The organism is Shewanella sp. JNE2 (genome assembly GCF_023159115.1).
GTDB lineage: Bacteria > Pseudomonadota > Gammaproteobacteria > Enterobacterales > Shewanellaceae > Shewanella > Shewanella putrefaciens.
In genome coordinates this window covers 4,201,077-4,227,648 of record NZ_CP096169.1, presented here as the reverse complement: position 1 = coordinate 4,227,648, position 26,572 = coordinate 4,201,077, and the positions used below count along the sequence as shown (strand labels likewise).

Sequence of the window (26,572 nt, the reverse complement as noted above, 5' to 3'; positions counted from 1 at the left end):
ATGTTGCCACTTGCCTCTATGTCTACAGCATCGCAAGCTCGGACCGATTTAGCCCATTTTCAGTTGGCACAAAGCTATCTGCAAAAAATCCTGTTGTCATCTGTGTATGACATAGCGAAAGTGACGCCGCTTTCCAGCATGAACAAGTTGTCGGCGCGTTTGGGTTGTCAGGTATTTTTGAAGCGCGAAGATATGCAGCCAGTGCATTCCTTCAAGTTACGCGGTGCCTATAACCGTATCGCCCAACTGACGAAAGAAGAATGCCAGCGCGGCGTGGTGTGTGCTTCGGCAGGCAATCATGCTCAGGGTGTAGCCATGTCGGCGGCGAGTCGCGGTGTGGATGCTGTGATTGTGATGCCTGAGACGACGCCCGATATCAAAATCGATGCGGTGCGCCGTTTAGGTGGCAACGTAGTATTGCACGGCCAAGCCTTCGATCAAGCCAATGGTTTTGCGATGACGATGGCTAAAGAAGAGGGCCGAGTCTATATTGCGCCCTTCGACGATGAAGCCGTGATCGCAGGCCAAGGCACTATCGCCCAAGAGATGTTGCAGCAGCAGCGCGATCTCGAAGTGGTATTTGTGCCCGTGGGCGGCGGCGGTTTAATCGCGGGTATCGCAGCCTATTACAAGGCGGTAATGCCGCAGGTGAAAATTGTCGGCGTCGAGCCAGAAGACGCGGCCTGTTTAAAGGCGGCGATGGAAGCGGGCGAGCCCGTGACGCTGGCGCAAGTCGGTTTATTTGCCGATGGCGTGGCGGTTAAACGTATCGGCACTGAGCCGTTTCGAGTCGCGAAACTTTATGTCGATGAAGTGGTGACTGTCACCTCGGATGAAATCTGCGCTGCGGTAAAAGATATCTTCGAAGACACTCGAGCGATCGCCGAACCCGCAGGGGCCTTGTCCTTGGCTGGGCTTAAAAAATACGTCAGCACTAATGCCAGTGGAGATTGTGGCAATGGTGAAAAAGTCGCCGCGATTCTCAGTGGCGCGAATGTGAATTTCCACAGTCTGCGTTATGTGTCCGAACGCTGTGAGCTTGGCGAGCAGAAAGAAGCGGTACTGGCGGTGAAAGTCCCTGAACGTCCGGGAAGTTTCTTAAAATTCTGTGAGCTGCTCGATAAGCGGGTGATGACGGAGTTTAACTATCGTTTCAGTAGTCGCGATCTTGCCGTGGTGTTTGCCGGCATTCGCTTAAGCCGAGGCCAAGGCGAGTTAGAACAAATCATTGCTACCTTAGAGGCCAATGGCTTCGAAGTGCAGGATTTATCTGGCGATGAAACTGCGAAATTGCATGTGCGTTATATGGTTGGCGGTCATCCACCAGAGCCTTTAGAGGAGCGTTTATTTAGCTTTGAGTTCCCTGAACATCCCGGTGCGCTGCTGAAGTTTTTGACCACCTTGCAGAGTAAATGGAACATTAGCTTGTTCCATTATCGCAACCACGGCGCGGCTTTTGGCCGAGTGCTGGCGGGGTTTGAAGTGCCCGCGAGTGATGCCTTGCCGTTCCAACAGTTTTTAACTGAATTGGGTTTTGTCTATCAAGAGGAAACCCAAAGTCCTGCCTATCAGCTGTTTTTAAATGTGGGTAACGGTAACAAGGCGTTATAACCTTAGCGCACCATGCGCGTGATAGTTATGACTAACACAACTAAGGCTAAAGGAGGAGCGCACAGGCGCTCCTTTTTGTGGTAGTTTTGTAGACTTAATACTCTAGCCGCCGATTAGCGCGCCACTGTTAAGTCGCTGATGGTTAACTCGCTGGTTTTTAAAACAGAATGGCTAACGAATAACGAATTAATATCTAGACCTCGACCTACACGCATTAAGGAGACATGATGTTACCAGCACCGCATTTTACCGCTTTTAATCCTCCTCGCCGTATTTTAATGGGCCCTGGCCCGTCGGATGTTTATCCCGAAGTGCTTGCGGCGCAGTCCAGACCTACGGTTGGCCACTTAGATCCGCTGTTTGTGGGCATGATGGATGAGCTTAAGAGTCTGATCCAATACGCCTTCCAAACTAAAAACGAAATGACCATGGCGGTATCAGCGCCGGGCAGTGCGGGCATGGAAACCTGTTTCGTTAACTTAGTCGAGCCGGGTGAGAAGGTGATTGTCTGTCGTAACGGTGTGTTTGGTGAGCGTATGCGCCAAAACGTCGAGCGTATGGGCGCGATTGCCGTGCTGGTGGATAACGAATGGGGCACTCCTGTCGATCCTGCTGCGGTTGAAGCGGCACTGAAAGCCAATCCAGATGCCAAATTTTTAGCCTTTGTGCACGCCGAAACTTCTACTGGCGCCTTGTCCGATGCCAAAACCTTGTGCGCATTAGCCAAAACCTATGGTTGCTTGAGCATAGTCGATGCCGTGACTTCCCTTGGTGGTGTCGAGTTAAGAGTCGATGAATGGGGCATAGATGCCATTTATTCTGGCAGTCAAAAGTGCCTTTCCTGTGTACCGGGTTTATCACCTGTGTCTTTCTCGCCTGCTGCCGTCGAAAAACTCAAGAATCGCAAGACCCCAGTACAAAGTTGGTTCCTCGATCAAAGCTTAGTGATGGCCTATTGGGCCAGCGCGGGCGGCAAACGTAGTTACCATCACACTGCGCCAGTGAATGCACTTTATGCACTGCATGAATCCCTGCGTATGTTAGCGGCCGAAGGTTTAGAAAATGCGTGGCAACGCCATCATGACATGCACTTAGTGCTACGTGCTGGGCTGGAAAAATTAGGGCTAAATTTTGTGGTTGCCGAAGATTCGCGTCTGCCACAACTTAACGCAGTTTATATCCCCGCTGGCGTCGATGATGCCGCTGTGCGGGCTCGTTTGCTCAAAGATTACAATCTCGAAATCGGCGCAGGCCTTGGCGCCCTTGCGGGTAAAGCATGGCGCATCGGCCTTATGGGCTTCGGTGCTCGCCGTGAAAATGTCGCCTTATGCCTCAAGGTATTAGAAGAGGTCTTGAGCTAAGCGACTGAACCATCATCCCGGCAGTGTTTTTGAGCGGGGATCCAGTTTTTTTGATAACTGAAGTTTGATTAAGCATCGTCATCCCCGCACAGCATTTGAGCGGGGATCCAGCTTTTTGGCAATCTAAGTTTGTGCTAATGCTTTCTCAGGGACATTAAAATTTTAACCTATTACAGGGTAGTTATTATGAGTATAAATCCACAGGCATTTTTTATTGTGCAATCAGATCCTGATGGTAAGGGAATACCGTATTTTATGGATAAAAATTGGACTCCTGAGTTACCTGACTATGAGATTTATGACTCACCACCGTGTGAGGGTGATTTTTTAACAGCTTATTCTCTTAAAGCAAAAGCATATCAACTGAATGGTGATTATTTGGTTGATGAAAATTTAGTTTCTAATGAAATGTTATGCTTGTGTGAAAAATTAAATGTTAAGTGTATTCGTATTCCTGTCGATATTAACCTGTATCGAGGAGTTAGGCCGCAGAAAAAGTATTTTTTATTTTTCCCATTAAGTTATTTATCTATCTTGGATAAGGATGAGTCCATTTATACTATCTCGATTGATTTAGATTCTGGAAAATTGAACACGCAAGAGGAACGTGGGTTAAAGAAGACATATTATGAGTCTATCGATAAATTTAAAATAAAGAATAATATTTGTGAACATTTATTCTTTTGTAACGAGATAGCGGCTTCTGTATGTTCTATTCAGTTTAAAAATGAGTACGAAGCTCTTGGTTTAACTGGTGTGAGTTTTAAGGAGATAAATGAACATTATCAGTATTCTGCATGGGACTGAGTGCCTCATAAAATGAAAATATTGAAGCTAAGTGCAAGGAGTTATTAATGGACTGGATTGAGTTAGAAGAAAAATGCTTTGAAACTACATACGATACAATCAAGATGTTATTGTTAGAAAACAAAGATGAGACATTCTATGCGGTATCTCTTTACACTGACAGTAGTGCTATGTCGGTATCATTAAGTGCTAGCTCTGAGGAGAAGCTTAAAAGTATTCTCGCTGATGAAGAAGAGCAGAGCATAGAGTGTGAAAATTACTATAGATGGGCAGTATCTGAGTGGTTTTACGATGGATATAATGCGGGAGCCTTCTCCAAAATGAGTAAGATGCTTCGAGAGGACTCATCTCGAGAAATAAACTTTGCAAAGTTTAAGAGTGAACTCATTCAGACATTATCAAATGTGCTGATCAGAATAAAAAGAGAACTGCCTATTGAGCTACATTCGACAGTGTGTTTTGTTTCAGTTACTGACGACAATGAGTCTGAAGAAATAGAAAACTCTTCTGCAAAATTAATAAACGATGCACCACTTTCAATGGCATTTATTTCAAGATTTGACTAATTAATCGTACAGATTTATCTATAAGAATAGAAACATAATCATCTTTTCTTCATGGCGATTATTCTAAATCTTGATTCAAAAGATATGACTGCTGAGATGGTTGCCTATGTCAGGGTATTGGACTTCGGTTAGGGGGGCTGGCTATCAAGATACAGGATAGTTAACGGGATTAAGCACTGGCATCTAAGTGACCGTTGGCGGCATGGCCGCTCATTCACATCCATGTGATCGCGACATTCGTATGTCCATATACAGCAGATGCAGCCGTCGAGCCCTCAGGGATGACTTATTTTTAAACCAAAGTTGGCGCGTCACTGGAATGACTGTGCTTAATCTAAACCACTAAATATGCACAGGACTGCCAGCCTCCTCTTTTGCTAATTGACATATAATGTCATCCCGCTATTATGGCGGCACCTCAGATTAAACGAACAAGATCCTATAAATGAAAAAGTTATTTATTATGCTGGCGATGATTTTTGCGGTTAGTTTAGTTACTAGCCCTGTCGTTGAAGCGAAAAAATTCGGCGGTAGTAAGTCTATCGGCAAAAGCCATCAAACCGCTCCGGCTCAACCGGCGGCGACTAATACACCCACGACTGCGCCTGCGGGAGCTCCGGGCAAAAAAGGTATGATGGGTGGCATGTTAGGCGGTTTATTAGCAGGTGGCTTATTGGCTGCGCTATTTATGGGTGAAGGTTTTGAAAATATTCAATTTATGGATATTTTGATTATCGGTTTGCTGGCATTCGTGCTATTCAAAATCGTTCGTACTGTGATGGCCTCAAAAGCGGGTGCGCAGCCAAGACCGGCCTATGCGGGGGCTCAGCCAAGTCCTAATTTTCAGCGCCAACAAGCAGAGCAAACAGGTTTTGCCAGCAATGCGACAAATAATGCCAACAGTGGCAGTAATGGTTTTGCCCAGGCGGCAAGCGATGTGCCCTTTAATTTACCCGCCGGTTTTGATTTACCCAGCTTTTTGGAAGGCGCTCGCAGTCATTACAAAACCCTACAATTGGCTTGGAATGAAAACGATCTAAGCAAAATCCAAGAGTATGTTTCCATTGAGCTATTCAATGAACTCAGCAATCAACGCCGCGAATTAGTGGGCGACCAACACACAGAAGTGATGTTTTTGGATGCTGAACTGGTACGCGCCACGCACACTGCCAATCTTGCGGAAGTGAGTGTTAAATTTAGCGGCCGCTACCGCGATACCGTTGAAGGCGTAGAAGAGGACATTAAGGAAGTATGGCATTTGGAGCGTAACGTAGCGCAAGCCAACTCACCTTGGTTAATCGTGGGTATCGAACAGTAATCAGCCCAGTGTTCAAAGCAGCCTTAATCTCTTAAGGCTGCTGTTCATATCCCTTGAGTATCAGTCCTACCTTATCGCAACAGTTCAATTGTGTTGATAGATTAAAAATTCAGCTGTTATTGCATTAACTCTTGGCTGTGGCAACTCTTTGATCATTCTTTGCCAAAAAACCTTCACCATGCTCTAGGCTTAACTATTTGTGCGCATCTTTAATTACGTAGCTTGATAGAGGCCGTAATTTATCAACCAATAGTACACTGACCCAACTGATCACTGCTGCTAACAGGGTAGAAAAGAGCACATCTTGCGGCCAGTGCATACCGAGCAACATCCGGCTTAATCCCATTAATAATCCCCAACCTAATAGCAGGATTGCAAACATGGGTAAGCCAGCACACAGCAAATAGTAACTGGCGGTAAGTACCAGTGTTGCAGCAAAGATAGTGTGTCCAGAGGGAAAAGAGTAACCGACTTCATCTTCCCAATGTTGATGGATATGCGAGTCGAGTTTCATCGTGGGGTCTGTGGCGATTAAGCCATCGAGTGCATTAGCGATTGTTTTAGATCGCGTCTGTTTATCCAATTGATAGAAGGCATCAAGTGAAAGCTGTTCATCTATAGGTAGTGCTTGCTCAGTGAGAAAAACCACATTAGGCCGAGGTTCTTTAAAAAAAGATTTGAGTGTATGGCTGAGGCTCAAGCTTATGACTTGGCTAATACTAATCGCTAAAAATAGACTGATAAAAAGTGGTTTAGGCATAAGACGATAGGCTATCGCCAGTACAAACAAGACCGTCGCCACGCCATAGGGGGCGGTGCCCGTGGTGGTAATCCAATATAACATTCTGGCAAATGTAGAATGCAGATCGATCAGCGGAAACAGTTGGTTTTGCGTCAGTACTAATAAGCTAGGAATCGTTGCCAGCAATAACCAAGCAAGGCCTAAACGGCAGAAAAGATTGGCGCGATGAGTCAAAATAAAAGCCTCTTTATAAAACACCATAGGCTACAAGGTGAGCATGGCTTTGCCAATAAAAAAATCCCGACAGCAAAAGGTGGCGCTGTCGGGAGTCTTCAAGGGTGGATCTGTGATGCGTTATTGCGCCGTATTTTTAGCTTGATGTCTGGTCACGAACATTAAAATGAGCAGAACGACTAACAGCAAACCTGTACCCATCAATAGGGCGTAATCTTCTAATTGCAGTATCGAATAGAGCACGGCGTACAAACTCACTAGCATTAAGCCAACGATAGAACCGCGCTTCATGCTCGTAGTAGCGCTGCCCACATAGGCGGATACCGATAGCACAGGAATACAGGCGGCAATGAGATAAGCATGTAAGAAGGCTAAATGTTCAGATAACGATAGCAATAACAAGTAGAACAAGGCCATGGCACTGCCGACTAAAACATATTGAATCGTACTTAGGCTAGTTTTTTGACCGAGTTCGAAAATAAACAACATGATAAAAGTCAGCACGATAAACAGTAGGCCATATTTTACCGAGCGTTCTATCTTGCCGTAATGAGTCACAGGTTCAAATAACATGGCATTGGCCACGACTTCCGTGAGCGTCGATTGACTGCTCTTAATAAACTCTTGTGGATAGTTACGGGTTAAGTGGCTGATATTCCAACTAGCAGTAAATCCATTGGCGCTGATCTTGCGCTCTGCAGGGAGCAAGCCTTTAAAACTTGGGTGTGGCCAATCCGCTTCGATATTGATCAGGGTTTGTTCACCTAATGGTAGGGCGCTAATCGATTGTGAGCCGCGCAGTGTCATCGCAAAGTTCACACTAAAATCACTTGCTTCACCGACTTGAAGCCTTTGATTAAAGCCTTTTTCTAAGCCCCCTGTGGTTAAGCCTGTACCCGACATCAGTGAGCCAGAGAGTAAAGTGGAGTCGCCTGTAATTTCTATTTTCTCCACTTTATCAATTGCTTGGTTAGATGATACTCCAAAAACTAAACGGGCATTTTTATTATCGAAGGCGATAAGGTTAGGAATTTCATAACGGTTAAGGCTGAAGTCGGCCTGACCTTGTAGTGCTGCGTTATACACAAGGGATTGGTAAATACCGCGGGTACGGAAATCATGTTTTAGGTCTAAATCGAGGGTGAGCTTTTTCGGTAGGATCACTAACTCATCTTGATAGGTACGCTTCACTTCATGGCGAGTTTTGCCGTCGTTACTGACTTCTTCTTGCAGCACAAAATAGCTGTAAGGGATCACCAGCACAGGACCAGAGAGAGTTTGCTGCTCACCCCATGAGCGGCCAATTTCATCGACCACGCTATGGTATAGGGCTTGGCGATCTGAGGTCATATCCATAATGATCCCTAATGGGATCAAGGCAATAATTGATAATATGCCAATGGTTAAGGCTTTGAGTAGCGTGGTATTTTTAGCCAGTGGATGCAATGTTGGTTTGTTATTGGGTAACTGAGCCTGTGGCGATTCCATGTTTGCTCCTTGCTCCTGATTGAATTTTTTAAGCAGTGCTCGTACAACTAAGTATCCGGCGGTGCCAAATAACACCAGCGTGAATAGAGTTAATACGCCTGCAATAATGTTGAACATGTAATTTCATTCCCTATGAAATGCGGTCGTTAGGTTGAATTGTGCTAGCGGCTGATATTAAAACAGATTTGCCCCCAGAAGTTGCGGGCAAGTTGCTGATCAATAGTGGCAAAATCATGGCAATGACCACTAACACTATCTCTACTGTTTAAATGATTAGGCCGAAAAAGAGGAGGCTTTGCCGACATTTGGGATGGTTGTCCTCGTCGTCATCTTCTTTTCTAATGTGAGTAGCAGTATTTTGAAACTTTACTTAAAGGTGACTGGCTCTTGAATAGATAACCGAGTGAGTAGATTGGTGTGGATATTTTAGCGGTTCATCTGCAAAGTTAAAATCTGTAATCCCTCAAGTGACACTTGAGGGATTACCATTTTACCGACTTGCCAATATCCATTTCGCTTTAAGTGTCTTCCATGATGCGAAAGAATGACTAATTGACTTTATTACAGTTTAATAACCGTATTTGGCAACAGGATGCCAGTTTTTATTGACTTCATCTTCAATAAATTTTTGTTTTTCTTTAATTAAATCAGCTTCAACCAATCCAATTGCTTGTTGAGCTTTCTCTTTGGTGCTGATATCTGGATAGCTGACTTGTGTCACTTTGAAGTGTTTTAAAACACTCGCGAGTTGATTACGTGCATCGTTGGCTTGTTCAATCGCTTTATCCAATAGCTGCTTACCTTCCTCTGGATTATGGGCATAGAGGCCATGTGAAGACATGGCAAAATCCCAGCGCCATTGACTGTGCCGTATCGCCATTATGGGTTCATTCATTTGTTCCCATTTAGCGCCTGCATCCCATGCTGCTTTGGCTTCGTAGTGAGCCTTGACGAGTAAAGATTCCACTTCGCGGGCTTTGGTTTCAATGGTTAACTTATTCGCCGCGAGTTTAGTTTCGATTTTGGTTTTACTGCTATGGCAGCCGCTGCAGCTACTATCAAAATGCGGTAAGGCTTTATCAACTTTATGGCTCGTAAATTCAACACCTTTTGCATCCTGCTGGGTTGGCATATGGCAAGTAATGCAAGTGACACCGACTTCGGCGTGTTTACTACGACTCCAGTGCTCAAACTCAGGATGACGTGCTTTGAGTATGGGCGTTTTTGAAATGGGGTGGATCCATTCAAAAAAGCGGCGAGTGTCGTAATATTTTTCAATATCATCGGCGGTACTACCAAAAATCCAAGGAATATTAACGACATTACTTTTTTCTGGACGGAAATAATAAGTCACATGACACTGACCGCACACCTGTGCGCCTTGCATATTTTTATCTTGTTTATCGAATGGCAAGTGAACTTTGGCCATTGCATCTTGAGCATGTGGGCGAGGTAAGGCTAATTTCTGTGTACCAGACTCATGGCAATCGCTGCAATAGACGACACTTTGGATCTCTTTGCCCAAATCGGTAAAGTTTTTGGCAGAGTACCCTTCAAATCCCAATTGTTCTATCAATCTGGGCGCATCAGGTGTTTTACAGGTCCAGCAACTGGCGGATAAGCCCTTCTCTCCTGCTTTAGGGGGCACTCCTGTACGTAAAGTCTGTGTCACATCGGCAACGGCGAAATGGTGTCCCCGTGGGCTATGGTACTCTTTTGCATAGGAAGATCCTGCCCAGAGTATGATACTGGCAGGATAATTTGCGAGCATATCCTCGCGCTCAACTTGTTCAGATGTGGCTTGCCAAGATTGATATTGATTAGGATATTTTTGTTGATTGCTGGTATCAGAAGCCGCTACAGATGTGCATGTAGCAATAACGAGAAAGCCAATCAGCTTGAGTAATATGACTGTTTTTAAATAAATTTTCACTTTGTATCCTTTTGTCAGAACATCAATATTAACCTGGGCGCCCATCAATACGGGGGCGGGTGAGAATAGGCAGGTAATGCCATACAAATAGTGCAAATGCGATAAACCAGCAACTGGCGGCCAACCATAACCAGACTTGTGTGTGAGCCGGAAACCAAATTGGCATTAGCGCCCTAAGCAGTGCCGCTAACGGTAGGCAGATAAATGCCAAAATCATTTTCGGGCCTTCATAAATATTTCGGCTCGTGTGTCCGAGTGACACTCTAGAAATCATTGAAAGACACAAGGTCGCCATACAACCAATGGCAAATAGGTGAAGCAAACTTCGATAGGCATATTCATTATCAAGATACCAACTCATGGCCAACAGGCTGATTGGTAGCATGAGGTAAGCAATATGTAAGGACCACAGCATGGGTTCTTTCAGTGTTTTATGGGGCAGCCAGCGTGCAAACCGAACAAGCTGCAGTAGTCCAGCGATGAGTAGCAAGCTTCGTTCAATTTCTTGTGGTATTAGATGAGTTAGTGCCTGAATAACCAGCAAGATCATCGCGAGGAGCAGGGGATATTCAATCCAAGGCAAGGGGTTTGCTTTAGTTGCTTTGATGCGCATCGCGGTAAAGAAGGGAATAACGCGTCCGGCCACTATGGTAATGAGTAAGGCTAACCACCACAACATTGCCTGCCAGATCTGATTAGCAAGAATAAAGTCTCGTTCAAACAGCGCATAGTAGCTGACATTATTAATCACGAGTGCTGCAAATAACATGATCGGAAAGCCAATATTACGCCATTGCTTCACCTTATAGATACAGCGCCAGAGGGTGAAACTTGCCATGCCAAGGAACAAAGAATCAAACAAGGCTGGCAAGATTAACGGAATTTGCATTGGGAGTAAGAGTAACAATCGCGCCAGTAACCAGCAGCTAAAGGTTAGCGCCAGTGGCCATCCTTTTAATGTGGGTTGATTGGTCCAGTTTTGGACGGCGGTCAGTAAAAAACCACACACAATTGCCATAGCAAAACCGAACAACATTTCATGTGGATGCCACCATAGTGGCAATATATTGGCCCAAAAGGAGGGGGCAAAAAAGCTATATTGGGGAGTAAACCAAGTCAACAGCCATAGTGGAATGTATAGCGCAGCAATGATAGCTCCTCCAAGAAAAAAAGGTCTAAAGCCTAAGCGCCACAGTGCATGAGTACGTTCGGTTTGTTTAGGATCATCAATATTTAGCATAGTCATTAACCTAGTGGCGGGGCTGCTCAATGGCAATACACTTAAGGTGTATTTGATATGCTTTTTATATTAGGCTGAAATTGTGTGTAATTCAAACCGTATCTTAGGTTTTGGAACCAAGGTCTCATCGCGGACATTCAGCAAAGGGGCGAAGTTAAATCATCAAGGTTTTAATGGGGCATTCATATAGCGGAAGCAAACTGCGAGTAGTGCAAGGTAGGCAACAGGTAAAGCTGCATAGATAAGTGTTTGGTTTGACTGTAATTGAGTCGCTATCTTATAGAGGGGAATATAGATAGCAGGATAAATGAAGCTCCCCCAAATAAAGCCTTGGTTCATGAGCCGATTAAATAGCGGTGGTTTATATGTGCTTTTATGGCCAGCGAGTAGCATCAGGTTTGCAAATACGACAAATGGGTAGATAAGTAAGGGAAGACCGCCCAGCAGTAGCAATACCCAACTCGCTATATTTTCCCATGTACTCATATCATATGTTGTCATTTCCATTGAGAGTACCATCTTCCTTGTATTGAGGATTTAGCCCAAGTGATTTAGAACTCATCCGTTAAATTGTGCTGCAATTCAGTTACCTTGAATAGCAAGGATATAATTGGCAAGTTGCTGCATTAATCCCCCAACATGACCGAGCAGACTCAGCATTAAACTAAAAAGCACAGTCGCATTTGGCTATCTGTGCTTTTTTAATAAATGTTATAACGGTTGTTAATCAGTGGCGTTGAGTTTTTTTTCTAACTCATTCACTTGCGCTTGCAGGGCTTCTAACTTTTCACGGGTCTTTAATAGCACATGCTGCTGTACATCAAATTCTTCGCGGGACACCATATCCAACTTGAGCAGTTGATTTTGCAGTACTTGCTTGCTGCGTTCTTCAAATTCACCAGCAAATTGCTTTAGACCACTGGGTAAACTGTCACTCAGCTGTTTCGCCATTTCTTCGATTTTCTTTGGATTGATCATCATCTTGTCCGCCTTTTCACTGAATGGCTCGATTGTAACTCAGTATGTTAGGTTTCAAAAGTAAAGTAGACACGTGGGCACTTTAGCTGGTCGATGTTGGGATATAGATTAGGTCTGCCTTAGTCCAAGACGGGGATTTGTTAGCCTTAAAACGGCTGATTCTGCTATGATCCCATCCCTTTAAGTAGACTTGTTTGGATGTTGCGCAAAGATGAAACTCAATCCTGCCCAAAATGATGCTGTTCATTATGTTTCTGGCCCGTGCCTTGTGTTGGCGGGTGCGGGCAGTGGTAAAACACGCGTAATTATCAATAAAATCGCTTATTTGGTCGAAAAGTGTGGTTATAAGGCGCGCAATATTGCGGCTGTGACCTTCACCAATAAAGCCGCACGCGAGATGAAAGAGCGAATTGCTCAGTCGATGGGGCGTAAGGAAGCGAGAGGATTATGGATTTCGACGTTTCATACCCTTGGACTTGAGATCATTAAGCGTGAGCATAAGGTATTGGGTTTAAAGCCCGGATTTTCTTTGTTTGATGATCAAGATACCTTGGCCTTACTCAAAGAGTTAACCCAAGACGAGTTAGATGAAGATAAAGATTTACTTAAGTCGCTTGCGAGTACCATTTCAAACTGGAAGGGCGGCTTAATTATCCCGGAGCAGGCGCGCAAAATCGCTCAAGATGAGCAGCAGCATTTATTTGCCATGCTTTACCAGCGCTATGCTCAACATATGAAAGCTTATAATGCTTTGGATTTCGATGATTTAATTCTATTGCCTACCCTGTTATTGAGGCACAACGAAGAGGTTCGGACTCGTTGGCAAACTAAGATCCAATACTTGCTGGTGGATGAATACCAAGATACCAACACTAGCCAATATGAGATGGTGAAACTACTTGTCGGCGAGCGTGCTCGTTTTACTGTAGTGGGGGATGATGATCAATCTATCTACTCATGGCGTGGCGCTAAACCACAAAACCTTGTATTGTTAGGTACTGATTTTCCTAAACTTAAGTTAATTAAGTTAGAGCAAAATTACCGTTCTAGTCAGCGGATTTTACGGGCTGCCAACATTCTGATTGCGAATAATCCCCACGTTTATGATAAAGCGCTATTTAGCGAACTTGCCTATGGCGAGCCGCTACGAGTGTTATTTGCTGCTAATGAAGAGCAGGAGGCTGAACGTGTCGTTGCAGAAATAGTGCGACATAAGTTTGTTGGCCGTACTCAGTTTGGCGATTATGCGATTTTGTATCGAGGCAATCATCAGTCACGCTTGCTTGAGCGAGCACTGATGACGAACCGTATTCCTTATAAATTGAGTGGTGGTACTTCATTTTTCGCTCGCGCTGAAATTAAGGACATCATGGGCTATCTAAAGCTAGTGGTGAATCCTGACGACGATAATGCTTTCCTGCGTATTGTTAACTTACCCAAACGTGGCATAGGTCCGTCGACATTAGAGCGTCTAGGTCATTTTGCGAATGAAAAGCATATATCTATGTTTGCGGCGATTTTTGAGCCTGAACTCAATCACCATCTTCCGCCAGCGGCTATGTCATCTTTGTATCAGTTTGGGCGTTTTATCGTGGAAACAGGCGATCAAGCACAGCGCGGTGAGCCTGTAGAAGCTGTGAAGCAATTAATTCGTAAAATCAATTACGAAGATTATCTATACGAAACTAGCACCAGTGCTAAGGCCGCTGAAATGCGGATGAAAAATATCTCAGAGTTGTATCGTTGGGTCACAGAGATGCTTGCTGGCGATGAGCTTGATGAACCTATGACCTTACCCGATGTGGTTAATCGACTAACGCTTAGGGATATGATGGAGCGTAATAGTGAGGATGAGGGGGGGGATCAGGTTCAGTTGATGACTTTGCATGCTTCAAAGGGCTTAGAGTTTCCCTATGTATTTATGGTTGGCGTAGAGGAGCGGATCTTGCCCCATCAAACCAGCATAGATGAAGACAATATCGATGAGGAGCGTCGTTTGGCGTATGTGGGTATCACCCGCGCTCAACGTGAGCTTTGGTTTACGCTTTGCCGTGAAAGGCGCCAGTTTGGTGAAACTATGCGTTGCGAACCGAGTCGCTTCTTGTTGGAATTACCACAAGATGACCTTGTGTGGGAAAATCGTAAACCACAGCAAACAGAGCAAGAGCGCATACAAACGGGGCGAAGCCACATTGCTAATCTAAGGGATATGTTTAAAAAGTGAGCTCACGCTATATCGATCTGTTGTTATCGTACATATTTAAGCACAATCTTGTTGTTGATTATCCGCCAGCGAAAAGGTTTCAGCTAAGGCTATTCCTTGGCCAAACTGATAACCCAATGAGCTAAATATGCGGATTTGTTCTTGGCTTTTAATCCCATCTACAAAGGTTTGTAATCCTAATGTTGACGCCGCTTTTTGATAGGCAGATATCAACTTAATGTGTTGTTCATCCACTAGCTGTTGGGTGATATTGGCATCGAGTTTTAACCCTTTTATGGGTAAAAATAGCAGGTTGTTTAGTGCGCTATGACCACTGCCATAGTGGCTTATTCCAAGATTAACGCCAAGTTTATCAAGTAGTTCAAAACCATTAATATGGTTTTCAGTTTCCTGAACTAATGCCTTTTCACTAAAGAATAACCATAAACGACTTAGATTAAGTTGAGTTTGCTTGAGAACATTTTTTAGACTACGAAGTACATGCTTATGCTTTATATGTTGGCTAGATAGCATCACATGCAGATTAAGTTTATCTCCATAGCTTCTTAGTAATTGTGGATAGGCTCTATTCACGGCTGCTAAGGTGTATTTATCTAGCTCTACAATAAGATTCGTTTGCTCAGCAAGGGCATTAAGCTGCTCCTGTTGTACCGTACCTCGTAGGGGATGTTCCCAAAATAGGCGGCTTTCTAATGCATAAACTTCTTGAGTATTTAAGTCCACAATAGGGAGATAATTCAGTTGTAGCTCAGATTGCTGCAATGCTCGTCTAAAGTCATTTTCAAATGCCGCATCTTGCATAGCTTGTTGTGACGAACTATCGTCAAAAATAACATAGCAACCTTTGCCATTTGCCTTTGCTTGATACATAGCCATATCTGCATTGCGCAACATAGATTCACTGGTATCGAATTTATGATTACCACTGACAGTTATGCCAATACTGGCACCAGAGTTAAATTCTACTGAGCCTAGTTTGTAAGATTGAGAAATGGTTTGGATGACTCGTTCGGATATATCTTTGGCATCATTAATACTGTTAATGCTATCGAGTAGAATAACAAACTCGTCACCACCGAGTCTGGCTAAGGTATCGTTATCGCGAATACAGGATCTCAGGCGACTTGCTGTTTCGATTAAGAATCGGTCGCCTTCAAGATGGCCAAGAGTGTCGTTTATCTGTTTAAAGCGGTCGAGATCGATAAACAATAAGGCAAACTGTTCGAGGCTGTGGCGCCTAACATGCTTGATTGCTTGATTTAAGCGTTCCATAAACATGGCACGATTAGGGAGGCCCGTAAGCGCATCGTGCTTTGCATCGTGAACTAATTTTGCTTCCATACTACGACGTTGGAGGATCTCTTTCTCAAGGTCTTTATTCAGCTCGGCTAAATCTTTTGTTCTGGCGATGACTTTTTCTTCAAGTTCTTCATAACTGCGACGGAGTGATTCTGCTGAAAGCTTTTTCTCAATCGCCGCACCAATATGTTGTGAGACGAAAGTTAATAGCTCTAAATCCTTAATTTGATAATTCTGCGTCATGCTAAAGCTATAAATGGTTAGCGCGCCACGGACTTGATCATGGATAAAGAGTGGAATACCTATCCATTGATGCATCGTCTGTGTGTGGTTTAACGAGGGTGCTTTGGTATAGATCTCGCCACTGGTGATCAGGGTATTAATATCATTTTGGTCTAGTAATAGTGGGCGTTTATGTTTGAGCACATATTCAGTGAGTCCATCTTGTAGTGGACGAGTTCCTGGATGCTTATTACCTAGTTGTGATACATAAAAAGGGAAGGTGAGATGGGTTTCTTCTTCATTGAGTAAGGCAATATAGCAGTTATTCGCGGGTATCAAATGGCGAATAACATTATGTAGTTGAGAGTAAAAGTCAGGGGTGTCCGTGCCAGAACTGGCAAGTTCTGCTATTTCAAACAACGATTTTTGTAGACGTTCAGCTCTGCGCCTTTCATATACTTCTTGCTTGAGTTTATCGTAGGCTTGGCTAAGTTCTTTGGTGCGCTGTTGTATCGCTTGCTCTAACTGTTCTTGATGTTTAAGCCTTTCCATTACACCGGCAATATGGTGGCAAATAAACGTCATTAATTCGACTTCAATATCACCATAATTTACATTTGTATCATAGGTTTGCACGACTAATACACCAGTCATTATACCATCGTGTTTAATGGGCACTCCGAGCCATAGGTGGCAGGGTGAACCTAGGTTCACTATCTCACCTGCCGCGATGAGCTCATCAACTTTATCATTGTCACACAGGAGTGCTCTACCCGTTCTGAATACGTACCCTGTTAATCCCTGCTGCAATAAAGTAGAGAGTGATTCCTCTGGATAAAGTTGTGCGGGATGAGCATCTTTTTCATCGGCAAAAAAAGGAACAGCGATTGTGCCTGAAGCGACATCGAGAGTAGCGATAAAAAAATTGTCAGCGGAGATCAGTTGTTTTAAGTGTTGATGTACACCTACATAGAATTCTTCTAATGAGGAAACTTGAGTCGCGATATTCGATAACTCAAGTAGGGCATTCTGGATGATTTCGGCACGCTTATACTTATGCGCTAAATATTTTAAGCGGATAATTCTTTTTTTTAAGCGTTCAACCCTAAGAGTCGACGATTGCGTAGTTTCATCTTCATCCTTAAACATGATACTCACTTGTTAAATGTTTGTGTTTTTGCCAAACGCTATAATTAGCATGAAATACCGTAACATCCAAGTCATATTTATGAAGAGCGTCAGATGGAAAAGCGCACTAATGTATCAAAACTTGAGCAGTCAGTAAAAAAAGTGCGAAACAGCTATAGACTCAAAGGCTATTTGTCCATACTATATGCGGCGCTAACCAAGGCGAGCGCCCATAGCTCAGCTGGATAGAGCGCACCCCTCCGGAGGGTGAGGCCGAAGGTTCGAATCCTTTTGGGCGCACCACTTCCGTACAGCGTTGTGAGCTTTTAGGTTAGCATGATAAGTGAAATCAGTGGTGATTGTAGCTCAGTTGGTAGAGTCCCGGATTGTGATTCCGGTTGTCGTGGGTTCGAGCCCCATCAGTCACCCCATTTTATCTACAGATTCATTTTACGGTGATTAGCGCAGTCCGGTAGCGCATCCTGATAGTTAGGATGAAAGTGGACCAGAGGAACCCTCTGAGCTGATTACAAAAGTAATACAGATTGACGGTGATTAGCGCAGTCCGGTAGCGCATCCTGATATTTAGGATGAAAGCGGACCAGAGGAAACCCTCTGAGCTGATTACAAAGGTAATACAGATTGACGGTGATTAGCGCAGTCCGGTAGCGCATCTGGTTTGGGACCAGAGGGTCAGAGGTTCGAATCCTCTATCACCGACCAAATTCTTCGCATAACTAGCGAGCTTAATCTAGATTAAGCAAATAGTTTACAATTTACGGTGATTAGCGCAGTCCGGTAGCGCATCCTGATGTTTAGGATGAAAGTGGACCAGAGGAACCCTCTGAGCTGATTACAAAGGTAATACAGATTGACGGTGATTAGCGCAGTCCGGTAGCGCATCTGGTTTGGGACCAGAGGGTCAGAGGTTCGAATCCTCTATCACCGACCAAATATAAAAAAGCCTCAGTATCCAATACTGAGGCTTTTTTATATTTTCTCTTTTATCTTACTTGAGCAGTTAACAAGCCTTCTTATTGAGGATAAGAGCATAATAGCGTGCGCTCAGTTAGATATAAGATAGCGTGAAGAGTCGTAAGCTCCCGAAGGAGCTTTACGACTGGTTTATTCTAAATTTTCTGGCGGCGCAATAAATCCTTGATAGGCATCCGTTCTTAGTTCATTAAAGCGTTCAAGTTGTGCTTTTTCTTGAATGCCAGTCACTATCACTTGAATATCTAATCCTTTAGCGACATTAATAATAGCGCGGCAAAGCTCACTGTTATGTTGTGCTTCATCGTAATAAGAGAAAGACTGATCGAGCTTAACGTAACTCGGTCTAAGCTCTTGCAAATAGGACATAGAGCCAAATTGACGTCCAAAGTGGTCAATACCAAATTTAGCGCCATTATCGCGAATAATTTCACACAAGTGTAAACATGACGCTAAATCGCTATATACACCAGCTTCTGGTATTTCAAAGCAAATGCGTTCAACATGTTGGGCATTACGAAGGAAATGATTAAGCCACTCATGAAATTGGGGATCGCTAATACTTTGGTGTGTTAAGTTAATTGCCACTGGCTCATAGCTACGCTCGAGGAGTTTTTGTTCATATACAGTTTCAATTAAACACTTATCGAGTAGCGCACCAAGCGATAATAATTCAATGTAAGGCATAAATTGCCCTGCATGTGCTAATTTATCGCCAAGTTCTAATTGGCAATATAATTCCCGTTGTGCAATACCATCTCCATTACAGAATTGAATAGGTTGCCATCTAAACTTAAACTTTTTATTACTGATAGCATGACTGAGATTATCTCGCCATTGTTCACGGGTAAAAAGCTGTTGTTCAGTTGTTTCAAACCAGTGGAAGGTTTTATTTTCTTTGAGTGCTTTTTGTAATGCGTTATCCGCTTGTGCCAAAATATCCGACACTTTCATTTGCCCTATTCGCTCAGCAACGCCTATTGCAAAGTTTTCATTAGGTTTACAGCCTGCTTTGGACATTTCTTGGTTAATTGTACGGATCAATGTTTGCAGATATTTGCTGATTTGATCGTGTTCAACATCTGTGACTAAAAACGCAAATTCAAAAGCCGCAATGCGTGCGATAACCGAAGGGGTAATTTCATTCAATTCCTTCTGAAATCTCTCCGCGAGAATACGTATGGTTTCATCTCTTACTTGATAGCCATATTTGCTATGTACTTCTTCAAGCCAATCTAGTTTTGCTAGGAAGAGTGCGCCACTGCTAGGCTCACTTAACCAGCCATTGAGTCGGTTTACCACATATTGCCTATTGGGTAAGCCTGATGCTGGATCCATAAGATTTTTCTTACGAAGTGCGCCGACTTCTTCATCTAAAGATTGGAATACTTGCTTTAGTTGCGTCGACATACTGTTAAAGGCGGTTACAAGATCCTTCAGTTCAGTGGTTCTAGGCAATGGCATATCTGGGCCAAATTGGCGAGCTGCGATGCGTTTAGCATGTTCTGATAGTGCATGTAGGGGCTTTAGGATCCAAGTGAGTCCTAATCTTGCGGTAATTATGGCAACCAAAAACAATAGGGAGAAAGCGATGATGGTATTTGACATGATCCGCCACAACTCATGATAACCAAACCCAGGATGAGCGGTAATTTCAAGTTGTGCAAGTTGTAACCAGCCTGATGTGATCGTGCTTTCTTTGCGTATAGTCTTAAAGAGATTGAGATTGATAAACCACTGAGGGACGCCTTCAATTTTTAGTGGATTTGTCCATTCCTGTTGTTTGCCATCTACCATCCATGTCAATTTCACTTTTTGGTAGTAACCACCTTCAAAAATAACATTGACTAACGTTTCTGCCGCGACTGTATCACCAGCCTCGAGTGCAGGAGTGAGCATTAAGCCGAGAGAGTTGCTGACGTTGTTTAGATCGGACTCCATTTGCTTAGTTAAAAAGCTTTGGGTCTCAGTAAATTGCACATAACCTAAGCTTGCGACTACTAACAAAAAGAGGCTAAACAGCAGCGAATAAATCTGTCTAAACAGTGTCATTTTGGGGGGCTACTCCAGTTTTAATTTAGGTTGCCTGAGACGGTCAACACCTAATCTGTGGTTGAGGTCATTCCATTTTTCGAGTCGCGTAGAGGAACCCGCTAACACACCTCGTCCTTGTTCTTTGTTAAGCCATAGTTGTTTACCGTTAAAGCTATAAACGGGTAATAAATCTTTCCGTTTTGTCGCTGGTTTTATCTCATGGTCGAGATTATCGAGTACTAAGGGTACGGCTGAGGGCGTTTCATAGTAAGCCAATACCATGTGGTATTGATTGACACTGGTTGCTTTTACCATAGTAATTCGCATCTTATCTTCTGGTACGCCTAACTGGAGTAAAGTGAAGTATTTTGCAATTGAGAAATCCTCACAATCCCCCCCATTGACACCAATAAACTCCATTGGAGTCGCCCAATAATTCGACTCTCCCCACAGTTTTATATCATCAACAAAACGAAATAAATTAAAAAAGTTATTCACTTTTAACAGTTTTTCTTTTTCATCTAACGTACTTGCTTCAGATAAAACCTTAAACCACGCTTTGGCACGCATGCCTGCACGTTCGCCATAATGTTTAACCAGAGTTGAGGTTATTTTAGTTTCATCAAGGGTTTGTGTTGGCGCAGCATAGAGACAACAGATCCCTAGGGCTGACGCTATTAGACTAAAGCGGCAGACTCGCAATAATGAATCTTTATAATCAAGTCTGCCGTTCATCACTTAATGTTTTAGTCCTTAATTTGGATTGTCATCGACAGAGTAAATTGTCCATTTCATATCCGTTGTTGTGTCATCACCAGTTACTTCGGCGACAACACGGCGGTTGCGCATTTCAGCTTCTGGAGTTTGTTCTAATACTATTGGGCGACTAGAGCCATATCCGATGGCGGTGAGTCGGCTTCGATCGATGTTAAAACGATCTGCTAGCGCTGCAGTAACGGCATCAGCCCGCTCTTGTGATAACACCGCATTGCGTTCATCAGTGCCAGTGCGACTTGTGTGGCCTTCGATAGTCACTTTAGTCGTTGGATATTGGCGTAAAAAAGCCGCGATATCTTCAATCTGAGAATAGTACTCAGGTGCGATAAAGGCAGAGTCGTTTGGAAATAAAATATTTATCTCCTTTCGTTCATTAATCGCTTTAATTCTGCCACAACCATAGTTATCTGTACTTGCACCCAGCATAGTGTCGTTGCAACGTTCACGGGCCTCGACAACACCATCCCTGTCTTTATCTGATAGATCATAGGCTTGAGTCGTTGTCATTTCCTCAATATTAACCGTATCTCGCATGGAACAGCCAGCTAAAAGTATGATACTGAGGAATAGGATTACGGTTTTCATTTGTTAGTTCCTCCTTCATAGTTACGTTCGCCACGCCATGCTTCAGGGCGAGTCACTTTGAGTGAGTCTAATAAACGACCAGTAGCGTTGAGTACACGATATTTTGCGATGATTTCATCATATTCGGTCTGTAAATAATCTTTACGAGCCTCAAATAGTTCATTCTCAGTATCGAGTAAATCGAGTAAGCTGCGCTGACCGAGGTTGAATTGTTGCGCATAGGCAGATTGAGTATCTTTTGCTGCAACGACGTGATCGCGAATATATTCTTTCTGTGGTGCTAACATTTCATAGGCGTTCCAAGCTAGATTCACGCCTTCAACCACTTCTCGTTGTGCACGTTGGCGAATTTCTTTTGCTTCACCGAGCTTATAGGCAGTTTCTTTTTCCCGAGCAAGATCTCTTCCTCCAGCGAAAAGGTTGTATTTCACTCGAACCATAGCAAGGAGATCGTTGTTATGTCCGCCCACATTTTGGCTCGCCAGATTACTTACGCCATCTTCACCGCCAATATCATTATTCCAATTACCACTGAGCTCTAATGAAACCTGTGGATAATAATTGGATTGAACGGATGAGCGCTCATTTTCAGCCGCACGAATATCATTAGCCGCGGATTTTAAAATAGGATGATTCTGCTGGGCATCATTTAAACTTGAGCTAAGATCTTTTGGTAACATGTCAGCATCTGGTACGGGCTGAATTAAATCAACTGGTTCAGATTCAACGACTTTGACGTATTGTGCTTTCGCATCAAGTAAATTATTGCGCGCTGACATTACATTGGCATTTGCACGAGCAAGACGGCCAGATATTTGGGATAAGTCAGCGGTTGAACCTAAACCAGAATCGGTGCGTTGTTTAATTTGGTCATAAATCTCTTTATGGCTATCGAGATTTTTTTCTGCCAGTTTTAGGACTTCAAGAGTACGCAGATAGTTGAGGTAGACTTTACTGACCTCTAGTGCCATATCTTCTGCCGCGGCGAGTAAGGCCCACTGATCTGCACTGGCTTCAAAGCTATAGCGATTGACTTCGCTGCTGGTATAAAAGCCATCGAATAGCATTTGTTTTAAGCTAACACCAAATTCGCCACGGTTTAGCTCATTTGTTCCATCACTCAGATCTACGCGTCTACGAGTTGATACACTGTCGGTTTGCTCATAACCATAACCGCCAGTGATATCAATGGTTGGCATATAACCAGCCATTGCTTGGTTAACTTGCTCTTCCCGCGCTTTAAAGCGATTAAAGGCGACGCGCAGATCTGGATTGGTATCGATCGTGTGCGCAACCGCCTGCTCTAAAGTCTGACTTTGAGCCGATAATGGTAATAGTATTAATGACAATACCATGGCTATTTTTGAACATTGAAATGGTCGTTTTACTAAAGTATTCATTGCAAACCTCCCGGTTTATAACAGGCTTAACGCTCTCTAAGCGCAGTGTCCTTAGCCCTTAAAATTGGATTTAAAATGTACTCAAGAATGGATCTTTGTCCCGTGATGACATCAACCGTAGTTAACATCCCCGGAATTATTGGCATCTGCGTGCCATCGTCTTTAACTAAACTCGATTCTTCTGTCCTCACCCTAATAAGATAGAAGCTATTGCCCTCTTCATCCTGCGATGTATCTGCACTGATATGTTCGACAGTACCTTTAAGGCCGCCATAACGAGTGAAATCATAGGCGGTGACTTTAACTATCGCAGGTAATCCTGGATGTAAAAAAGCAATGTCTTTTGGTAGTACTTTGGTTTCTATCAATAATTGGTCCTCGGAAGGAACAATTTCAATAATGTTTACACCAGGTTGTACAACGCCACCTAATGTATTGATATGTGTTGTTTTAATGGTGCCGTTAACAGGTGAGGTGATAATGGCTTTACTGACTTTATCTTGTGCGCCAACCTGAGCTTCATTCATACGAGATAAGCGAGTTTGGGTCTCGTTAAGCTGCGCCCGCAAATCGGCGGCATACACAAATACAGCTTCCCGACGTTTTAAAATGGCTTCGTCTAGGGCTGATTTCAATTTTGGTCTAAGTAATCGTAGTGAGTTGAGTTCACCTTGAGCATCGTTAACCGCACGCTCTAACTTGAGCAATTCGACTTCTGGCACAATCCCCTTTTTAGCGAGAGGTCGAGTCAGTTCTAGTTCTCTGGAGATTAACTGCATACTTGTGGTGAGCGTTGTCGTTTTTGAGGCAAGCTCATCGATTTCCTGCTGCCTTTGTTGAATTTGGCGCACTAATATCTCAAGTTGATTACTGAGATTATCTAAACGACCGTTGTATTCCTCTTGTTGCCTATGCACGAGTGCAGGCTCCGCCGCCACTATACTATCAGGGAAAACTAAGGCTTTTTTGGTGATTAAAACCTGTTCACGCCAATCAGAGGTCATATCTGAGATTAATATGCTATCTAGCTCGGCTCGCATACGAATAGCGTTGGTTTTTAAACCAAAAACTTCCTGCTCTTGTTGAGCGAAATCTGAGCGGAAACGAGTGTCATCAATTCGTACTAAGGGTTGCCCTTTGGTGACCAGTTCACCTTCCCGTACGTAGAGCTCTTGCATTATTCCGCCATCCAAGCTTTGAATAACCTGAACCTGTGAGGAGGGGATCACTTTGCCTGAGCCTGTGGTGACTTTGTCTAATTTGGCAAAAGCTGCCCACAACAAGAAACAGACAATCATTGCCGCCATTGCCCAAATAATTAATCTGTGGCCTGTGGGAGCATCGGTCATCATGGCACCATAGACATCATCTACCATGTCCAGATCATTAGCCGTTAAGTGTTTACTCATTTTTTACTGCCCCCATTGAACAGACCAAAATTGAGTTTTTCTAACACTTCAGCTTTAGGGCCATCAGCGACGACATGACCGCGTTCAAGCACGATAATGCGATCAACTAATTGTAATAAGTGCATTTTGTGCGTAATTAACAATAGGGTTCTGTCTTTGCTCACATTTTGCATTGAGCGAATAAACTGTTGCTCAGCACGCGCATCTAAGCTTGCTGTGGGCTCATCCATTAAGAGTACTGGCGGATCATTGAGCGTTGCTCTTGCAAGCGCCACTGTTTGCCTTTGTCCACGACTAAGCGACATACCGCCTTCACCAACCTGCTGATCTAAACCTTCAGCTTCAAGATTCGTAAATTGGCTTACGCCTGAGAGTTGTACCGCCCGTATCAGTTGGTGTTCAGTCACTTGGCGAGTACCAAAGAGAATATTATCCCTAATCGTCCCGTGAAATAGCGTGACATCTTGAGGCAAATAGCCGAAGTTACGGCGTAGATCGCTAGGGTGAATTTGTGCAGAATCAATACCGTCGTAACGTAGACTGCCAGTGGTCGGCTGGAAAAGACCGACTAAAAGTTTGGCGAGTGTACTTTTACCTGAACCATTGCGCCCAATAATTGCGATGCGCTCACCGGGATTAATGGTCAGAGACATGGGATATAACACGGGTTTTTCTGACCCTGGATAACTAAAACCGACATTATCGACATTAATCTTACCGAGTAATCTCTGTTTACTGACTAAATGACCTTTATTTTGAAACTCATCTTCTTGCACCATTAAGTCATTCAGTTGACGCAATGCACTTGCTGTATGGTTTGCTCTTGTCATCAGGCCTGCGAGTTGTGCCATCGGGGCTATGGCACGGCTAGATAACATGACCGCAGCAATGATTCCTCCCATTGAAATGACATTATCAGCAACCCGATAAACCCCCAAAATAACCACACTTACAACGGTAAACTGGACAATAAAGTTGGCAATATTTGACACTGAATTAGATAGGTTTTTAGATCTCAATTGCCAGTTTGCGCTATGGCCTATCATTTGCTGCCAACTTCGTTGCACTATACCTTCGGCACCGTTTGCTTTTATTGACTCAAGCGCAGAGAGGCTTTCAATTAAATGTCCATGTTTAAGGCTTGAAAACTTATTACCTTCTTCAATCGCAGCTTTTAATTTGGGTTGTGTGTAAAGCGTAAAACCTATAATGATAACGCCCCCGATAACGGGAATAATGGCAAGATCACCAGCAACGATGAAGATAATAATTAAGAAAAATAACGCAAAGGGTAAGTCAACTAATGTGGTTATTGTTGCAGAGGTTAATATCTCGCGAATATTGTCAAATTCACCGAGTTGTTTTGCCATACCGCCGATACTGGGTGAGCGTTTCTCAAGCGGAATACCAATGGCTTTAGCAAAAAGTTGTGATGAGACAATGATATCTACCTTTTTACCTGCAACATCAATTAAATAGCCTCGTAATTGTCGCATCACAAGATCAAAAAGATAAGCAATAGAAGCACCAATTGCGAGAACCCAAAGAGATTCAAAAGCGAGATTGGGAACCACTTTGTCATACACATTCATGATGAAGAGTGGTGAAACGAGCGCAAATAAATTTACTAAAACAGACGCAATAAGTGCATCTCGATAAATAGGTGCGGAATCTTTTAGGGTTTGGAGCAACCAATGGGTTTTATTATCGTGAAGATAAACATCAAAGCCCATGTCACCACGGTATTCTTGTTTTACTAAAAATAAATAACCTACATATAAGGCTTCTAGTGACTCAATATTGAGTGTCTCTTCACCACCCGTTTCAGGTAATTGAATAACAGCTTTATCTGACTCTAAATTGAGCTCGCGTAATATACAGGCTTTCTGATCTTTTAATAATAAAATACAGGGGAGCAGTATTGGTGAGACTTCATTTAATCCCTTTCGAGACAATTTTGCAGCTAAACCCGCGCGCGATGCTGCTTGTGGAAGTAAATCTGGTGTTAAAAGAGCACCAGACAAGGGTAAACCTGCCGCAAGCGAATCGCTTGAGCATGGGTTTCCAAAATGTTCAGTGAGGAGCACTAAACAATCTAGCAATGGATCAACTATAACTCGCTGCGAAGCAGAAATAGTCCACTGCTCAATTCTTTCAGACGCTGTGACAGGCACCTAATTATCTATCCTTTGATTTTTATATGGTTATCCAAAGTATCGTCCA

At 43.5% G+C, this 26,572-nt stretch carries 19 protein-coding genes and 4 tRNA genes; 10 read left to right on the top strand and 13 right to left on the bottom strand.

The features are described 5' to 3' along the window. From ilvA to MZ182_RS18745, 5 genes are all read left to right on the top strand, one after another. Entirely contained in the window at positions 1-1,611 is a 1,611-nt protein-coding gene (ilvA, locus tag MZ182_RS18765; protein WP_248068001.1) for a threonine ammonia-lyase, biosynthetic, read from the top strand. A 227-nt stretch (positions 1,612-1,838) separates the two neighbouring features. Then, positions 1,839-2,972 carry a pyridoxal-phosphate-dependent aminotransferase family protein gene (locus tag MZ182_RS18760; RefSeq protein ID WP_248068017.1) on the top strand — a complete coding sequence of 378 codons (1,134 nt, stop codon included), beginning with the start codon at positions 1,839-1,841 and terminating at the stop codon, positions 2,970-2,972. A gap of 186 nt (positions 2,973-3,158) precedes the next feature. Beyond that, a complete protein-coding gene (locus tag MZ182_RS18755; RefSeq protein ID WP_011790985.1) occupies positions 3,159-3,779 on the top strand; it encodes a hypothetical protein in 621 nt (206 codons plus the stop codon). A gap of 47 nt (positions 3,780-3,826) precedes the next feature. Then, positions 3,827-4,345 carry a DUF4303 domain-containing protein gene (locus MZ182_RS18750; RefSeq protein ID WP_248068003.1) on the top strand — a complete coding sequence of 173 codons (519 nt, stop codon included), beginning with the start codon at positions 3,827-3,829 and terminating at the stop codon, positions 4,343-4,345. Positions 4,346-4,790: 445 nt separating this feature from the next. Continuing rightward, positions 4,791-5,663, top strand: a complete 873-nt coding sequence (locus MZ182_RS18745; RefSeq protein WP_248068006.1) for a Tim44 domain-containing protein — start codon at positions 4,791-4,793, stop codon at positions 5,661-5,663. Between the two features lie 193 nt (positions 5,664-5,856). Here the strand turns inward: MZ182_RS18745 and MZ182_RS18740 are convergent, their stop codons facing one another. From MZ182_RS18740 to ubiK, 6 genes are all read right to left on the bottom strand, one after another. Continuing rightward, entirely contained in the window at positions 5,857-6,666 is an 810-nt protein-coding gene (locus MZ182_RS18740; protein ID WP_248068009.1) for a phosphatase PAP2 family protein, read from the bottom strand. A 93-nt stretch (positions 6,667-6,759) separates the two neighbouring features. Beyond that, positions 6,760-8,244 carry a cell envelope integrity protein CreD gene (gene creD / locus MZ182_RS18735; protein ID WP_248068012.1) on the bottom strand — a complete coding sequence of 495 codons (1,485 nt, stop codon included), beginning with the start codon at positions 8,242-8,244 and terminating at the stop codon, positions 6,760-6,762. Positions 8,245-8,695: 451 nt separating this feature from the next. Continuing rightward, on the bottom strand, positions 8,696-10,105 hold the full coding sequence (locus MZ182_RS18730) for an ammonia-forming cytochrome c nitrite reductase subunit c552 (RefSeq protein ID WP_011920132.1): 1,410 nt from the start codon (positions 10,103-10,105) through the stop codon (positions 8,696-8,698). After that, a complete protein-coding gene (locus MZ182_RS18725) occupies positions 10,089-11,300 on the bottom strand; it encodes an NnrS family protein (protein WP_011790978.1) in 1,212 nt (403 codons plus the stop codon). The genes MZ182_RS18730 and MZ182_RS18725 overlap by 17 nt, the downstream gene beginning before the upstream one ends. Positions 11,301-11,462: 162 nt before the next feature. After that, entirely contained in the window at positions 11,463-11,819 is a 357-nt protein-coding gene (locus tag MZ182_RS18720; protein WP_011920131.1) for a hypothetical protein, read from the bottom strand. Between the two features lie 204 nt (positions 11,820-12,023). Next, on the bottom strand, positions 12,024-12,278 hold the full coding sequence (gene ubiK / locus MZ182_RS18715) for a ubiquinone biosynthesis accessory factor UbiK (RefSeq protein ID WP_014611466.1): 255 nt from the start codon (positions 12,276-12,278) through the stop codon (positions 12,024-12,026). A gap of 211 nt (positions 12,279-12,489) precedes the next feature. Between ubiK and rep the strand changes: the two genes are divergently transcribed. Further along, the gene (gene rep / locus MZ182_RS18710; protein ID WP_014611465.1) at positions 12,490-14,502 is read left to right on the top strand and encodes a DNA helicase Rep; all 2,013 of its coding nucleotides are present in this window, start codon (positions 12,490-12,492) and stop codon (positions 14,500-14,502) included. 36 nt (positions 14,503-14,538) lie between these two features. Here rep and MZ182_RS18705 read toward each other — a convergent pair whose 3' ends face one another. After that, positions 14,539-17,172, bottom strand: a complete 2,634-nt coding sequence (locus MZ182_RS18705; RefSeq protein ID WP_248069712.1) for a diguanylate cyclase domain-containing protein — start codon at positions 17,170-17,172, stop codon at positions 14,539-14,541. Between the two features lie 205 nt (positions 17,173-17,377). On the opposite strand from MZ182_RS18705, the gene MZ182_RS18700 reads away from it, so the two are divergent. From MZ182_RS18700 to MZ182_RS18685, 4 genes are all read left to right on the top strand, one after another. Beyond that, positions 17,378-17,454, top strand: a tRNA-Arg gene (locus MZ182_RS18700). Between the two features lie 52 nt (positions 17,455-17,506). Then, positions 17,507-17,582 (top strand) — tRNA-His (locus MZ182_RS18695). Positions 17,583-17,797: 215 nt separating this feature from the next. Beyond that, positions 17,798-17,874, top strand: a tRNA-Pro gene (locus MZ182_RS18690). 152 nt (positions 17,875-18,026) lie between these two features. Next, positions 18,027-18,103 (top strand) — tRNA-Pro (locus MZ182_RS18685). Positions 18,104-18,276: 173 nt separating this feature from the next. On the opposite strand, the gene MZ182_RS18680 is transcribed toward MZ182_RS18685, so the two are convergent. From MZ182_RS18680 to MZ182_RS18655, 6 genes are read right to left on the bottom strand one after another with little or no spacing between them, the layout of a single operon-like run. Next, positions 18,277-20,196, bottom strand: a complete 1,920-nt coding sequence (locus tag MZ182_RS18680; protein ID WP_011790973.1) for an EAL domain-containing protein — start codon at positions 20,194-20,196, stop codon at positions 18,277-18,279. Positions 20,197-20,205: 9 nt separating this feature from the next. Beyond that, on the bottom strand, positions 20,206-20,913 hold the full coding sequence (locus tag MZ182_RS18675) for a transglutaminase-like cysteine peptidase (protein WP_014611463.1): 708 nt from the start codon (positions 20,911-20,913) through the stop codon (positions 20,206-20,208). Positions 20,914-20,931: 18 nt separating this feature from the next. Continuing rightward, entirely contained in the window at positions 20,932-21,540 is a 609-nt protein-coding gene (locus tag MZ182_RS18670) for an OmpA family protein (protein ID WP_011790971.1), read from the bottom strand. Beyond that, positions 21,537-22,940 carry a TolC family outer membrane protein gene (locus MZ182_RS18665; protein WP_248069714.1) on the bottom strand — a complete coding sequence of 468 codons (1,404 nt, stop codon included), beginning with the start codon at positions 22,938-22,940 and terminating at the stop codon, positions 21,537-21,539. Before MZ182_RS18665 ends, MZ182_RS18670 begins: the two co-directional genes overlap by 4 nt. Positions 22,941-22,966: 26 nt before the next feature. Then, positions 22,967-24,349, bottom strand: coding sequence for an HlyD family type I secretion periplasmic adaptor subunit (locus MZ182_RS18660; protein WP_011920125.1), 1,383 nt, complete (start codon positions 24,347-24,349; stop codon positions 22,967-22,969). Continuing rightward, a complete protein-coding gene (locus MZ182_RS18655; protein WP_248069716.1) occupies positions 24,346-26,523 on the bottom strand; it encodes a type I secretion system permease/ATPase in 2,178 nt (725 codons plus the stop codon). Before MZ182_RS18655 ends, MZ182_RS18660 begins: the two co-directional genes overlap by 4 nt. Positions 26,524-26,572 lie beyond the last annotated feature (49 nt).

What these genes read in the sequence shown, in the direction of transcription:
- ilvA (WP_248068001.1), top strand. Translation starts at nt 1, where the DNA reads ATGTTGCCACTTGCCTCTATGTCTACAGCATCGCAAGCTCGGACCGAT.
- MZ182_RS18760 (WP_248068017.1), top strand. Translation starts at nt 1,839, where the DNA reads ATGTTACCAGCACCGCATTTTACCGCTTTTAATCCTCCTCGCCGTATT.
- MZ182_RS18755 (WP_011790985.1), top strand. Translation starts at nt 3,159, where the DNA reads ATGAGTATAAATCCACAGGCATTTTTTATTGTGCAATCAGATCCTGAT.
- MZ182_RS18750 (WP_248068003.1), top strand. Translation starts at nt 3,827, where the DNA reads ATGGACTGGATTGAGTTAGAAGAAAAATGCTTTGAAACTACATACGAT.
- MZ182_RS18745 (WP_248068006.1), top strand. Translation starts at nt 4,791, where the DNA reads ATGAAAAAGTTATTTATTATGCTGGCGATGATTTTTGCGGTTAGTTTA.
- MZ182_RS18740 (WP_248068009.1), bottom strand. Translation starts at nt 6,666, where the DNA reads ATGGTGTTTTATAAAGAGGCTTTTATTTTGACTCATCGCGCCAATCTT.
- creD (WP_248068012.1), bottom strand. Translation starts at nt 8,244, where the DNA reads ATGTTCAACATTATTGCAGGCGTATTAACTCTATTCACGCTGGTGTTA.
- MZ182_RS18730 (WP_011920132.1), bottom strand. Translation starts at nt 10,105, where the DNA reads ATGGGCGCCCAGGTTAATATTGATGTTCTGACAAAAGGATACAAAGTG.
- MZ182_RS18725 (WP_011790978.1), bottom strand. Translation starts at nt 11,300, where the DNA reads ATGCTAAATATTGATGATCCTAAACAAACCGAACGTACTCATGCACTG.
- MZ182_RS18720 (WP_011920131.1), bottom strand. Translation starts at nt 11,819, where the DNA reads ATGGTACTCTCAATGGAAATGACAACATATGATATGAGTACATGGGAA.
- ubiK (WP_014611466.1), bottom strand. Translation starts at nt 12,278, where the DNA reads ATGATCAATCCAAAGAAAATCGAAGAAATGGCGAAACAGCTGAGTGAC.
- rep (WP_014611465.1), top strand. Translation starts at nt 12,490, where the DNA reads ATGAAACTCAATCCTGCCCAAAATGATGCTGTTCATTATGTTTCTGGC.
- MZ182_RS18705 (WP_248069712.1), bottom strand. Translation starts at nt 17,172, where the DNA reads ATGTTTAAGGATGAAGATGAAACTACGCAATCGTCGACTCTTAGGGTT.
- MZ182_RS18680 (WP_011790973.1), bottom strand. Translation starts at nt 20,196, where the DNA reads ATGACACTGTTTAGACAGATTTATTCGCTGCTGTTTAGCCTCTTTTTG.
- MZ182_RS18675 (WP_014611463.1), bottom strand. Translation starts at nt 20,913, where the DNA reads ATGAACGGCAGACTTGATTATAAAGATTCATTATTGCGAGTCTGCCGC.
- MZ182_RS18670 (WP_011790971.1), bottom strand. Translation starts at nt 21,540, where the DNA reads ATGAAAACCGTAATCCTATTCCTCAGTATCATACTTTTAGCTGGCTGT.
- MZ182_RS18665 (WP_248069714.1), bottom strand. Translation starts at nt 22,940, where the DNA reads ATGAATACTTTAGTAAAACGACCATTTCAATGTTCAAAAATAGCCATG.
- MZ182_RS18660 (WP_011920125.1), bottom strand. Translation starts at nt 24,349, where the DNA reads ATGAGTAAACACTTAACGGCTAATGATCTGGACATGGTAGATGATGTC.